This is a genomic window from Pseudomonas koreensis (assembly GCF_024169245.1).
In the GTDB taxonomy this organism is placed as follows: Bacteria; Pseudomonadota; Gammaproteobacteria; order Pseudomonadales; family Pseudomonadaceae; genus Aquipseudomonas; species Aquipseudomonas koreensis_F.
On record NZ_JALJWP010000001.1, the window covers coordinates 3,750,524 to 3,763,659 of the forward strand.

Consider the following 13,136-nt stretch of genomic DNA (forward strand, 5'->3'; position numbering starts at 1 on the left):
GGCGGAAAAACCCTGAGCGGTATCGACACTGATGGCCAACAAAAAACAGATTTTGTGGGACGACGGCGAGCGGGTGCTGTCCCGTGAACGCGGTCCGGGTGAGAGCAGCCAATTGGCGGTGCGCCCGGCACTCGGCCAGCCGTTGCCGCCGACCCTCGACCGACTGGCGCACGAGTACAGCCTCAAGGATGATCTGGACCCAGCCTGGGCGTTACAACCGATAGCGTTTGAGCGCGCCGGAACACGGATTCGTCTCTTGTTCGACGATCACGGTGGCGAGCCGTTATCGCGATTGCTGGTGGCACCGCTGGATATCGAAACCTGCCTGGTGATGGGCGCGAATATCGCCAAGGCGCTGGGCCACATGCACCAGCGCGGTCTGGTGCACAAGGACGTCAAACCGCAGCACATTTTCGTTCATTGCCAGGATGGGCAGGCGCGGTTAACGGGCTTCGGCCTGGCTTCTCGCTTGCCACGCGAACGGCAAGCGCCCACGCCGCCGGAGACCATCGCCGGCAGCCTGGCCTACATGGCCCCGGAACAAACCGGGCGGATGAATCGCTCGATCGATTCGCGTAGCGATCTGTATGCCTTTGGCGTCACGCTTTACCAGATGCTCACCGGCTCGTTGCCGTTCAGCGCCAATGACCCGATGGAGTGGGTGCATTGCCACATCGCGCGGCTGCCGATGCCAGCGTGTGAAAGAGTGGCAACGGTGCCGACGATGCTTTCGCGGGTGGTCATGAAGCTGCTGGCCAAGACCGCCGAGGAACGCTATCAGACCGCAGCCGGCGTCGAGCATGACTTGCGTCGCTGCCTCGACGACTGGCGCCGGGGTCGGCACATCGAGGCGTTTACGCTGAACCAGCAGGGCGCGTTGGAACGCTTGCTGATTCCAGAGAAACTCTACGGCCGCGAACAGGAGGTACAAACGCTGATCAATGCGTTCGCCAGCGTGGTGCAAACCGGCGCTCCGGCGTTGGTGCTGGTTTCGGGTTATTCAGGCATTGGCAAGTCGTCGGTGGTCAGTGAATTGCACAAAGTGTTGGTGCCGACCCGTGGCTTGTTCGCCGCCGGCAAGTTCGACCAGTATCAGCGCGACGTACCGTACTCGACACTGGTCCAGGCCTTTCAGGGCCTGGTGCGCACGCTTTTGGGCAAGCGCAGCGAAGTGCTTGCTGGCTGGCGTGAGGCGTTGTTGCAGGCGCTTGAACCCAATGCGCGGTTGATCACTGATCTGATCCCCGAGCTCAAGCTGATTATCGGAGAGCCTGCGCCGGTACCAGAGCTGGAACCGCAACAGGCGCAGCAGCGGTTTTTACAGGTTTTGCAGCGCTTTATTGGTGTGTTCGCCCAGGCCGAGCACCCGCTGGCACTATTCCTTGACGACCTGCAGTGGCTCGACGCGGCGACCCTCGATCTGCTCGAAGACTGTCTGACCCGTGCCGAGATTCCTCATCTGCTGCTGGTCGGCGCCTATCGCGACAACGAGGTGGATCGCGATCACCCACTCAGCCGCACCCTCAACACCCTGCGCCATGCCGGCGTGCAGATTGCCGAGATTCGTCTGGCGCCGCTGGCTGGCGCGCACATCGAACAACTGATCAGCGAGTCGCTGCGCTGCCCGCCGGCGAGCATCGTCGCGTTGGCGCGGCTGGTGCTGGACAAGACCGCCGGCAATCCGTTCTTCGTCATTCAGTTTCTGCATGCCCTGGCCGAGGAAAAGCTGTTGACCTACGAGCCTGCGCGTAATCGCTGGCGCTGGGATGTGCATTTGATCAATGCCAAAGGCTACACCGACAACGTTGTCGAACTGATGGTCGGAAAGCTGGCGCGGCTACCGCTGGAAACCCGCCAGGCCCTGCAACAACTGGCCTGCCTGGGTAATGTCGCGCGAGTCGACACACTGGCCACCGTTCTGGATTTACCGGTGCCTCGCGTTCACGCGGCGTTGTGGCCGGCCGTGCGTCTGGAGCTGGTCGAGCGTCAGGACGGCGCCTGCGCGTTTGTGCATGACCGCATCCATGAAGCGGCGTATTCGCTGATCGCTGAGACCGAACGGGCGCAAATGCACCTGCGCATCGGTCGGCTGTTGGCGCTGCAGACCCAGGGTGAGCGGCGCGAAGAGGCCATTTTCGAAATCGTCGGCCAGCTCAATCGTGGTGCGCATTTGATCAGCCTGCGCGCCGAACGTGAGCAACTCGCCGAATTCAACCTGCTCGCTGGTCAGCGCGCCAAGGCCTCGACCGCCTACACCTCGGCGCTGACCTACCTGGGCGCCGGGGCGGAGTTGTTGGGCGAGCAGGGCTATGACAGTCGGCATGAACTGGGTTTCGCCCTGGAACTGAACCGCGCCGAATGCGAATTCCTCACCGGCCAACTGGCGCTCGCCGACACGCGCCTGACGGCATTGGCCGAGCGCGCCGTGACCACCGTCGAGCGCGCGGCGGTGGCGTGCCTGCAAATGGATGTCTATCTGCTGCTCGATCGCAGTGACCGTGCGGTGGCGGTGTGTCTGGCCTATCTGCGCCAGGTCGGCATCGATTGGTCGGCGCATCCGGACGATGCCCAGGTGCGCGACGAATATGAGCACGTGTGGACGAACCTGCGCGGGCGCACTATCGAGCAGATGATCGACTTGCCGTTGATGGAGGATCCCGCCGCGCGGGTGACCCTTGACGTCCTCGGAAAACTCTTCGCACCGGCCGTGCAATCGGACTTGAACCTCGCCAGCCTGACCATCTGCAAGGCAGTCAGCCTCAGCCTGCTGTATGGCAACTGCGATGCCTCCTGTTTGCTTTACGCCAACTTCGGAAGAGTGGCCGGCCCGCGGTTTGGCGATTATGCCGCCGGCTACCGGTTTGGCCGCTTGGGCTGCGATTTGGTCGATCGACGTGGCCTGACGCGTTATGAGGCGAGCACCTACCTGTGCTTTTCGATTTTCGTGGTGCGCTGGATGCGGCCAGTGCGCGAGTGCCGTGAGCTGTTGCGCCGTGCACTCAACGCGGCCCATCGCAGCGGAGATCTGCCATATGCAGCGTTTGCCGGAAACAGCCTGATTTCCGATCTGCTGTATATCGGCGAGCCGCTACCCGAGGTGCAGGCTCAGGCTGAAGCAGGGCTGGCCTATGCACAGAAGGTCGGTTTCGGGCTGGTGGCGGATTTCATGCGCTGCCAGTTGGCGCTGATCCGCATGCTGCGCGGACAGACGCCGCAGTTTGGCTGTTTCAACGATGACGGATTCGACGAAACAGCTGTCGAGGTGCATCTGGCCAGCTCGGCGGATCTGGCGCTGGCGCGCGGCAAGTACTGGGTGCGCAAGTTGCAGGCGCGCTACCTGGCGGGGGATTACGCGGCGGCCGCTGAGTGCGCGGCACAGGCGCAGGGACTGTTGTGGGCGATTTCGGCGTTTTTCGAGGAGGCCGAATACCATTTTTATGCGGCGCTGACCTTGACGGCGCACGGCGATACCCATGCCGATGCGTTGCAGCGCCTGGGCCAGCACCATGCGCAATTGCAGACTTGGGCGCGCTTGTGTGCGGAAACCTTCGCCAGTCAGGTGGCGCTGGTCGGCGCGGAAATGGCACGCGTCACCGGGCAGTTGCTCGAGGCCGAGTTGCAGTACGAGCAGGCCATTCAGTTGGCCCAAGACAATGGTTTGCTTCATATCGAAGCCCTGGCCAACGAACTCGCCGCGCGGTTCTACAGTGCTCGCGGTCTGGCCAAGATAGCCCGTGTCTACCTGCGCGATGCGCGCTACGCCTATCTTCGTTGGGGCGCCAGTGGCAAGGTGCGGGAGCTGGATCGCAAACATCGTTTTCTGCGCTCTGAAGAGGCGCAGCTTAACCCGACCGCCACGCTCATTACGCCTGTTGAACACCTGGATCTGGCGACGGTGCTCAAGGTCTCGCAAGCCGTCTCCGGCGAAATCGTCCTCGACCGTTTGATCGAGACGGTGATGCGCATCGCGATCGAGCAGGCAGGCGCTGAACATGGCCTGCTGGTCCTGCTCGATGCCGACACACCGTATATCGCCGCGCAAACCCGGATCGGCGACGGAGCCACGCAGCTGTGCAACGAGCCGCTGCACGCAGTGGCGCTGGCCGAATCGGTGCTCTATCAGACGCTGCGCACCGGCGCCAACCTGTGCCTGGACGACGCTGTCGCCGACCCGGTGTTCGCCGCCGATCCATACATACATCAGCGTGGCGCGCGCTCGATTCTGTGCCTGCCATTGATGAATCAGGCGCGGGTGGCCGGGGCGTTGTATCTGGAAAACAACCTGTCTGCCGGGGTATTCAGCCCGGCGCGCCTCGCCGTACTTCGGTTGGTGGCGTCGCAGGCAGCGATCTCGCTGGACAACGCGCGCCTGTATCGCGACGTCGCCGAGCGGGAAGCGAAGATCCGTCGGCTGGTCGATGCCAACATCATCGGCATCATCGTGTGGAGCGTTGAGGGGAAGATCATCGAGGCCAACGACGCGTTCCTGCGCATGGTCGGTTACGCCCGGGATGAGCTGCTATCGGGTCTCGTTCATTGGCGCGACATGACCCCGCCGTCGATGCGCGTCAACAGCGACGCCGCACTCGCAACCGCCATCCGCACCGGTCGCGCCCAGCCATTCGAAAAGGAATACATCCGCAAGGACGGCAGCCGGCTGCCGGTGATTGTCGGTCTGGCCGCGTTCGAAGCGAGTCAGCAGCAGGGCCTGGCCTTCGTGCTGGACATCAGCGAGCGCAAGCAGGCAGAAGAACAGGTGCGCGAAGCCGAGCGCCGTTATCGCCAGGTGCAAACGGAACTGGCCCATGCCAATCGCGTGTCAACCATGGGCCAGTTGGCCGCGTCGATCGCTCACGAAGTCAACCAGCCGATTGCCGCCACGGTAACCAATGCCAATGCCGCGCTACGCTGGCTCAGTGCGTCTCCCCCGAATATCGACGAGGTCGAGCAGGGCCTGCGGCACATCATTCTCGACGGCAACCGCGCAGCCGATGTGCTCGGACGCATCCGCGCGCTGATCCACAAAGCTCCACCGCAGCGCCTGCCCGTCAGCCTCAATGTGCTGATTGAAGATATGGTTGGTTTCAGCCGTGGTGAAGCGGCCAGACACGGCGCCGAGGTAAGCATTCAGCTGGCAGCAGAGTTGCCTCTCGTGTTGGCCGACCGCGTCGAGCTGCAACAGGTGTTGCTTAACCTGATCATCAACAGCCTCGAAGCCATGGCGAACATGGAAGAAGGGCAGCGGCGCCTGCTGATTCGCAGTGAAGCGTCAGGCGACAACGTGCAAATCAGCGTGAGCGATTCAGGTCCGGGCTTCGCCTGCGAACAGGCAGAGCAGGTGTTCACGGCGTTCTACACCACCAAATTCACCGGGCTGGGCATGGGCCTGTCGATCTGCCGCACGATCATTGAAAGTCACGGCGGACGGTTGTGGGCCGAGCGCAATGAGCCGAGCGGGGCCCGGGTGGTGTTTGGGTTGCGGTGTTTTGGATCTGCGTGATCAACAACGAAGCTACCCGAGTATCGAACCGGGCGTTATTGTCAGTGAGTCCAAGCAACGCACGCGCCGACGAGCTCTGATCCGAGACCTCTGATAGGCTCTCGCAACCTAAAGCAATGGATTGAACAAATTGAATCTGGAAGCGCAACTGCGGGATCTGATTACCCGGGATCCCGTCCGGATGCACATCCTGCGCACAGTCAGTGATCTGAACTTGCCGGACAGCTGGGTTGCCGCCGGGTTTGTGCGCAGCCTGGTTTGGGATCATTTGCATCAACGCAATCCCTCGCCATTGCCCGATGACGTTGATGTCGTCTGGTTCGACGAAAACCGTTCCAGTGCGCAAACGGACTCAGCCTTGGAAGCCGAGCTTGCGACGCTGTGCAGCGCCGTGAACTGGTCGGTAAAGAACCAGGCACGCATGCACCAGCGCAACGCCGATGCGCCTTATGGGGCAGCTGCCGATGCAATGACGTTCTGGCCTGAAACTGCGACGGCAGTCGGGGTCAGGCTTGGCCAGAATGACGAAATAGAGGTTTTGGCACCGTTGGGGCTTGAGGATCTGTTCGCGCTGAAAGTGCGGCCAACCGCCCGATTTGAAAATGATAAATACGCGATGTTTGTGGAGCGCGTGCAGTCCAAGAGATGGCTCGAGATCTGGCCGAAGTTGACGCGGGGTTGATGCCGCATTTCGCGGTTGATCGTTTTACTACCGATAAGGAAATCGCTATGCATCCCGATAAGGCCTGTTCAGTCGTACTTTGTTTAGCGCAGCGTCCCAGGATTCTTTTGTTTCGTCATCCGCAGGCTGGGGTGCAACTGGTGAAAGGATCCATCGAGCGCGGAGAAACACCCGCTCAGGCCGCCTTGCGAGAACTGGCGGAAGAGTCCGGCATAGACGACGCGACAATCGCGCAGGATTTGGGATGCTGGGAGTCTGGCCACCAAGGACAGGTCTGGTCGTTCCAACTTTGCGCGGTGCTTGAGCCACTGCCCGAACGATGGTCTCACCAGACACTGGATGATCATGGGCATGTTTTCGATTTTTTCTGGGCCCCGCTCGATGACTTGCCGTATGACGATTGCCACCCTGTGTTTCGTCGAGCACTTGGGTTTTTGAGTGAGGTTTTGAAGGCCCAAGGGTGACTAGCGGCAGAGGACTTCAGTTGCCCAAACACCAATGATGTTGGACTAGCCCCAATCCCTTGTAGGAGTGAGCCTGCTCGCGATGACGCCAGCCCTTTCACCGCCACATAAACAGAAAACCCTCAGCCCGTTTAAACAGTAACTCCAGCCTTAAGCAAACGGCTACAACGCCTTGCGCCATTCCCTACGACTACGCCAGAATCCGCCGGCTTGTGCGTCTGCCGTTCCCTCCGTAACTTGATTCCTGTCACTGCTCATCAGTGATCGGGTCTGCAAGCCCGTCGGAAATCAGTCGCATAGCCCTGCCAAAGGACACTCGTTCGTGTGCTCAATGGCGGCTTTGTGCGGGAGACCTTCGGGTCTGCCGGGTTCCTGATTTCCCGGTCTTGCAGACCCGCACACAGCTGCCACCCATCATCTGCAAGTGATGTTGGCAGCGCCAGACGAATAATCAGGAGTTTCACCATGTTCAAAGTCACACCCAATCCGCCAACAACCGACCCCGCATCCCCCTACGAATCCAGCGCCTCGAAAAAACTCCACGAAGCCGCCGAGCGCGCCCTCGATCACTACCTCGGCCCTGCGGACATACTGGCCAGCACCAACACCCCGGAACAGATGTTCCTCGCCAACCCGAAATACGACACCGAATCCCTGCTGGCCAACGCCAGCGAATCCCTCGGCTCGGCCACCACCATGCTCTACGACTTCGCCGCGCTGCTCGACAACCCGCGCCGCAAAACCCTGCTGGGCATCGCCCAGGTCGTCATGCTCGGCGAAATCGCGGTAAATCAGGCTTTGGATAACGTCGAAATAGCCAAATAACCCGCAACGCGACGAGAGCAAAACCTCGTCGCATCCCATGGTCGTGCCATGGCTGGCACACCGCCACGGCTTGCACCACCCGGCCTCGACTGTCACCCTTCGGGCCGTTCTTCAAGGATCAGAACAAGGAATCAAGGATTGAGTGGCTACGTTCCAAACCCGCCGAAAAACTACCGCTACGAACAAGCCAAACCCGTCGACATACACGCTCAGCGCTGGGCCGAGTATGAGAAACATGGGAAAGAGCCCGCGCGCGAGCCAGAGAAGATTGGCATCGCGTTGAGGATTGGGGTGTTCTTTGATGGCACGGGCAACAATGCGAACAACTCTGCTGCGGGGTTGTTGTGTGGTGCTCAGCATCCGATTGCGCCGGAGGATATTCCAGCTAGCTGTATGCCTTACATGAGTGATCCGGACAGTAGCTATGGAGCCGGGCCTACCAATATCAAGAAATTGTATTCTCTATATAAAAAGACCCAGAAAGCCGAAGGCGATGGCTTTCTTAAGTACGTCTCAAGCCCAATATACGTCGAAGGTATAGGCACCGAAAGCAATCAGAAGGATAGCGCCGTGGCTTCTGGAACGGGGCGAGGTGAGACCGGTGTTACGAGTCGCGTACAAGCGTCCTTCACGCAGATAAAACAAGCTATCGAAGAGGCACTGCAAGAGAACCCCGACAGTGAAATTGCGTCCCTGACGTTCGATACTTTTGGCTTCAGTCGTGGGGCTGCTGCTGCACGGCACTTCGCAAATGAAGTGGTGCGGGGTAAGCAGGGAGCTTTAGGAGATCTGCTAAACCGGAACGCTGGAGATTTCAGTCGCACCTTTGATAATCAATACGGAAACGACATCAAAATGGGTTTTATCGGGCTCTTTGACACGGTGCCCTCGATTGCCGGCTTCACCAATCTCGGCCGGGTGAAAAGTCCTATAGCTCCCGGTGTGAGGCTTTAGACCGTCAATACTTCACGGATGTCGTACATCTCGTAGCACGTGATGAATGTCGCGCTAATTTTGCGCTCAGCCGAGTGAAACCCGCGCACCCTGAGTACACTCTTCCCGGGGTTCATTCGGACATTGGCGGCAGCTATCTCGATGAAGTAGAAGAATGCGTCCTCGTCAGCCCTATGCAAACTCTCGCTGTACCTCGGTACGTAGACGTTTCAACGACGTCGATTTATCACGACGCCGCGCGCGTAAAAAGCGAGTGGATTGCTAAAGGATGGCCTGCGCATCTGCTGGAGATTGTCACCCCGGCTTCCTTCGAAATCCCGCAAGAGCATCAAGACAGGCTTTCACCGGGGCAGAAACGCGTATATGCCGCTCTACAATTGAAACGTGCGGTGAGCGGAAAACTGTCGAGGGTTTATTTAAGAGTCATGCATCAGCTGGCAAAAGAAAAGGGAGTTCAATTCATCGACATCCCCGAAGATGACGAATACTCCGTGCCGGCCGAACTCCAATCTCTTTGTGATCGATTTCTCACAGGAAACTACAGAACAACTGCAGAAGAAGAGGGTTTGCTCAGGCTGAAGTACATTCATACCTCTGCGAACTGGAATCATCCCCTCGGAAGAAGAGACGGGAGCGGTATCGACGCGGTTTACATCAACGCCCCGACGGAAGACGCGATTCGTGTACAACATCCTCACGTAGCTGATTGGAAGCTTTGGTAATGAAGTTCGTAATCGCTCTGCTTGGCGCTTTATTATTGGTGGGCTGTCAGAAAGATGGCTTCGAAGAGGGAGAAAACGACCCCAAATCTCCTTGGTGGCAGATAGGATTCGTTGAGCCGAATTACATGAAAGTCTGGGTTGAAGACAGCTCAGTCCTGGATATCAATAACAGAATGTTTTTCAGAGTCGGCGGAAAATCTGCTCCTGGAGGGGAACCAGAAGATGGGACGGAGTCTGCACGCGGTTGGGGAACCGTCGGTGGTTCTGGAGTTTTGGTAACCGGGGCTGACCTTCCACGAATGATTTTTGTCCGTTGGCAGTCGATATCGGAGCAAAAAACCTATAAAGGCTTCATAGAGATTCCAGAAGAAGCGAGGCAACTGATGGTGCAGTCCACACGCCAACGGTGCCCGAAAACTCCAGAGAGAACCGCCCGTTACTCGGCGACGCTGCTTGTGGGTCTTGCTCCGGGGGGAGTGCTTCAAGCGTGGGTGAGAGACTCATGCCACCGCCCGATAAAAGTGTCTCATGCTCAAGGCGAGCTCGAACCTCTCGGCCCGGAGCAGGGCAAGCATGGCGGGCGCTATGCCTATCCGGTAAGTGAAAAGGCCAAACGGTATATCGACAAGTTCGGCATCCCGTACGGTAGTTGGTAAGTGGTGTGCCTTGGGATGCAATCACCCTGATTGGAGCGATTCTGCTGATCCGGTATCGAGGTGGCGGCGATAAGCAGGACTCACCAACCAAGAGTCCCGCCACCACAACCCCTCAAACCTCAGCTTTCGCCTCAACCTTCACCGCCGACTTCCGATACGTCAGCAACACAATCCCGCTCACCACAATCACGCCACCTACGATCTGCCCCCTGCTGAGCATCTGATCCAGCACAATCCAGCCCATCAACAATGTCGCCAATGGCTCAATGTTCATCACCGGTGCGTTGCGCGGCATGTCCAGTCGGGGTACGGAGATGAACAGCACAATAAAACCGGTGCCATACAGCACCACGAGCGTGGCGAGGGCCAGCCAGCCGGTTGAGGTGGCGGGGAGGTTGAGTCCGCCGGGGAGGGCGCCGATCAGTCCGGCCAGGTTGACGCTGCTGAAGACGATGAAGATGGTCAGCAGGCTGCGCACCGAGCCGCGCACTTGCGACAGCTTGTGATCGGTGATCCACAGCGCGCAGGCGAATACGCTGGCGGCGCAGAACGCGAGTGCGACGCCCAGCAGCCATTGCGGGCCGACGCTGGCGCTGTCTGACAGACGTCCGGGAACGTCCAGTACGAACACCAGCCCGACAAGGATCAAGCCCATCAACATGGCGGTGCGCGCGCTTGGTCGCGGGCCGCCCAGCGCCCAGGTCAGCAAGGCGAGCAGGATCGGAAATACGTTGGCTACCAGCAGCGCCAAAGCGACCGGCACCCGTGCGACAGCGGAGTACAGACACAGGCTCTGCGCGGTAATCAGCAGGCCCAACAACAATTGCCAGCGCCAGGCGCCCGCTGGCAGACGCAGACTTTGCCGTTGCCACAGTACGAGAATGGCGAGCACCAGCAAGGTCCCGCCGGACCGCATCAGGATCGCCAGCAACACCCCCGCGCCATCATCAAAAGCCACACGTGCCGCGACGTGGTTGCCGGCGAACGCACAACCCATGCACAACAGAATGATCACGGCGAGATAGCGGGGGAAGGGCGGCGGTACGGTTGGCGCAAATTCAGGGCGGGACATGGCAGATCTCAAAAGTGATAGCCACTCGGGGCGGCTCAGGCTTTTATTATGTTGTCGTACAACTGCTCGATTTGTACCGTAAACGAGCAGAGGCGGCAAGCTTGAAAGGCTTGATAAAGCGCTCGGTTGCGGTGCTACGTTGGTTTTAGAGATCGTATAACTCCGCCGCTAAACCCGAGCATCGAGCCGAGTCATCCACCCATCCTCTCGAGCCTCAGCGACCAGGAAATCGACAAAAGCCCGGGTCTTCGCCGGCAACAATTTCTGGCTGGGGAAGTACAAATGGATCTGCCCCGCATCGACATACCACCCCGGCAAAACCCTTTCCAGCGTACCGTCCTGCAGATACGACAGCACATCCGGAACCGCCAACAGCGCAACCCCCAATCCCAGCCGCGCGCACTGACACAGCGCTTGCGGATCGTTGACCAACAGGCGCGGCGTCAACTCCAATGGCGCTCGTTGCCCCTCGGGCCCTTGCAGCATCCAGCTGCGCACCTTGCCGGTCTGCACCGAGCGCATGGCCAGGTGATCCAGCGTCGACAACTCTTCAATGCGCCGGATGCGCTTGTGTCCCGAGAGATATTCCTTCGAAGCCACCAGAATCAGATGCGCCGGAGCGATGGCTCTGGCAACTACGCCCTGAGCCAACTCGATGCCGCCGCCGATGGCCGCATCAAATCCATCCGCGATGAGATCGACCTGACGATTGTCGAGGTGCCATTCAGGAGTTACCGAAGGGTATCGCTTGAGAAATTCGGGCATCAGCGGCAGTAGAAAATCCCGGGCGAAACCCGGTGACGCACTCAGACGCAGGATGCCTGAAGGCTCTCCCGCGTTGCCTGCCACGTCGGCGATCGCCGCTTGAACACTTTCCAGTCCCGATCCGACGTTGGCCAGAAAGCGCTCTCCTGCCTCGGTCAGCGTGAGTTTTCGCGTACTGCGCTGAAACAGGCGTACGCCGAGGTTGGCCTCCAGTTGCGCGACGTTGCGACTGACCGCCGCGGGCGTCAAGCCCAGGCGCCGCGCGGCTGCGGAGAAACTTCCCGCCTCGGCGCTGCGCACGAATGAGAGCAAATTGCCTAAGGTTTCCATCTGGGCACCTTCAACGAATGATTGAAAGTGATTCTAGGCGGCTTCTACTACTGATAGAAGATCAAAAAGCGTCTCATGGCCTCACCAACTACGTGAGGAAAGAGACATGAACATCAGCATCATTGGTACTGGCTCGATCGGCACCGCTATCGCTCGCTTGCTCGTCAACGCCGGCCTGCCGGTCAGCCTGGCCAACAGCCGCGGACCGCAGAGCCTTGCCGATCTGGTCGGCGAATTGGGCCCACTCGCGCAAGCCGTAACTGCTCAGCAGGCGAGTCAGGCGGACATCGTCTTTCTGGCGGTGAACTGGTCGAAAATCCCGGATGCCGTGCGCGATCTCGGTCCCTGGGACGGGCGCATCGTGATCGACGCCAACAACCCGATCGAGGCGCCATTGTTCAAACCGTTCGATCTCGGCGGCCAGCCATCTTCGCAAGTGGTGGCGCAGATGCTGCCCGGCGCGCACGTGGTCAAGGCCTTCAATCATTTGCTCGCGGCTCTGCTGACCGATCCCACCACCGAGGGCGGCAAGCGTGTGCTGTTTTATTCCGGTGAGGATGCGGCCAGCAAAGCCAGGGTTGCAGAGCTGATAGACCGATTGGGTTTTTACGGCATCGATCTGGGCGGTGTGCAGCAGGGCGTGCTTGCGCAATTCCCGGGCGGACCGTTGCCGGCATTGAATCTGGTCAAACATGGTTAACCGCTGAGCCCGGGAAGCACAAGGTGAGTAGGGCGGACGGGTCGCAGATCCTGATGTCCTGCCGCCCGTCGCCGACTGCGAATCGCCTCAATATCCCGCATTGACATATCGAAAAATCTCGATATCCTCGGCGCATGGAACTGATCGAAATCTTCAAAGCCCTTTCGAACCCGACGCGCCTCAAGATCCTTGAAGGCCTGAAGGATCCCGTCAAGAACTTCCCCCCGCAGGATGAGGGTGACGTGCTTGTTGAGGGCGTCTGCGTCAGCAGCATCCAGGAAGGCATCGGCCTGTCGCAGTCGACGGTGTCGAGTTATCTGGCCACGTTGCAGCGGGTGGGGCTGGTTGAAGTGCGGCGCATCGGTCAATGGACCTACTACAAACGCAATGAGGCAGCGATCAGCGCGCTTGCAGAGATCATAGGGAAAGAGCTGTAAATTTTTTTACCGCAGGATATCGAGAAATC

9 protein-coding genes and 1 pseudogene are annotated in these 13,136 nt (G+C 59.5%); 8 read left to right on the forward strand and 2 right to left on the reverse strand.

What is annotated here, in order from left to right:
• The first annotated feature begins 31 nt into the window (after positions 1-31).
• The 6 genes and pseudogenes from J2Y90_RS16685 (at position 32) to J2Y90_RS16710 (ending at position 9,803) form a co-directional block, all read left to right on the forward strand.
• A complete protein-coding gene (locus J2Y90_RS16685) occupies positions 32-5,500 on the forward strand; it encodes a trifunctional serine/threonine-protein kinase/ATP-binding protein/sensor histidine kinase (protein ID WP_253500903.1) in 5,469 nt (1,822 codons plus the stop codon).
• A 130-nt stretch (positions 5,501-5,630) separates the two neighbouring features.
• The gene (locus tag J2Y90_RS16690) at positions 5,631-6,182 is read left to right on the forward strand and encodes a nucleotidyltransferase family protein (protein WP_253500904.1); all 552 of its coding nucleotides are present in this window, start codon (positions 5,631-5,633) and stop codon (positions 6,180-6,182) included.
• A 47-nt stretch (positions 6,183-6,229) separates the two neighbouring features.
• Positions 6,230-6,646, forward strand: coding sequence for an NUDIX hydrolase (locus J2Y90_RS16695; RefSeq protein WP_253505190.1), 417 nt, complete (start codon positions 6,230-6,232; stop codon positions 6,644-6,646).
• A 465-nt stretch (positions 6,647-7,111) separates the two neighbouring features.
• Entirely contained in the window at positions 7,112-7,471 is a 360-nt protein-coding gene (locus J2Y90_RS16700; RefSeq protein WP_253500905.1) for a DUF6124 family protein, read from the forward strand.
• A gap of 138 nt (positions 7,472-7,609) precedes the next feature.
• A pseudogene (locus J2Y90_RS16705) lies at positions 7,610-9,147 on the forward strand (T6SS phospholipase effector Tle1-like catalytic domain-containing protein).
• Positions 9,147-9,803, forward strand: coding sequence for a DUF2931 family protein (locus J2Y90_RS16710; protein WP_253500906.1), 657 nt, complete (start codon positions 9,147-9,149; stop codon positions 9,801-9,803). Before J2Y90_RS16705 ends, J2Y90_RS16710 begins: the two are co-directional and overlap by 1 nt.
• A 112-nt stretch (positions 9,804-9,915) precedes the next feature.
• Here the strand turns inward: J2Y90_RS16710 and J2Y90_RS16715 are convergent, their stop codons facing one another.
• Both J2Y90_RS16715 and J2Y90_RS16720 read right to left on the reverse strand, forming a co-directional pair.
• Positions 9,916-10,875, reverse strand: coding sequence for an EamA family transporter (locus tag J2Y90_RS16715; RefSeq protein WP_253500907.1), 960 nt, complete (start codon positions 10,873-10,875; stop codon positions 9,916-9,918).
• Between the two features lie 168 nt (positions 10,876-11,043).
• The gene (locus J2Y90_RS16720; RefSeq protein ID WP_253500908.1) at positions 11,044-11,970 is read right to left on the reverse strand and encodes a LysR family transcriptional regulator; all 927 of its coding nucleotides are present in this window, start codon (positions 11,968-11,970) and stop codon (positions 11,044-11,046) included.
• Between the two features lie 106 nt (positions 11,971-12,076).
• Here J2Y90_RS16720 and J2Y90_RS16725 point away from each other — a divergent pair, with 106 nt between their 5' ends.
• A complete protein-coding gene (locus tag J2Y90_RS16725; RefSeq protein WP_253500909.1) occupies positions 12,077-12,670 on the forward strand; it encodes an NADPH-dependent F420 reductase in 594 nt (197 codons plus the stop codon).
• 134 nt (positions 12,671-12,804) lie between these two features.
• A complete protein-coding gene (locus tag J2Y90_RS16730; protein WP_024012559.1) occupies positions 12,805-13,107 on the forward strand; it encodes an ArsR/SmtB family transcription factor in 303 nt (100 codons plus the stop codon).
• Positions 13,108-13,136: the final 29 nt, after the last annotated feature.

Coding starts and splice junctions, on each gene's coding strand:
- J2Y90_RS16700 (WP_253500905.1), top strand. CDS start 7,112: ATGTTCAAAGTCACACCCAATCCGCCAACAACCGACCCCGCATCCCCC.
- J2Y90_RS16710 (WP_253500906.1), top strand. CDS start 9,147: ATGAAGTTCGTAATCGCTCTGCTTGGCGCTTTATTATTGGTGGGCTGT.
- J2Y90_RS16695 (WP_253505190.1), top strand. CDS start 6,230: ATGCATCCCGATAAGGCCTGTTCAGTCGTACTTTGTTTAGCGCAGCGT.
- J2Y90_RS16715 (WP_253500907.1), bottom strand. CDS start 10,875: ATGTCCCGCCCTGAATTTGCGCCAACCGTACCGCCGCCCTTCCCCCGC.
- J2Y90_RS16685 (WP_253500903.1), top strand. CDS start 32: ATGGCCAACAAAAAACAGATTTTGTGGGACGACGGCGAGCGGGTGCTG.
- J2Y90_RS16720 (WP_253500908.1), bottom strand. CDS start 11,970: ATGGAAACCTTAGGCAATTTGCTCTCATTCGTGCGCAGCGCCGAGGCG.
- J2Y90_RS16730 (WP_024012559.1), top strand. CDS start 12,805: ATGGAACTGATCGAAATCTTCAAAGCCCTTTCGAACCCGACGCGCCTC.
- J2Y90_RS16725 (WP_253500909.1), top strand. CDS start 12,077: ATGAACATCAGCATCATTGGTACTGGCTCGATCGGCACCGCTATCGCT.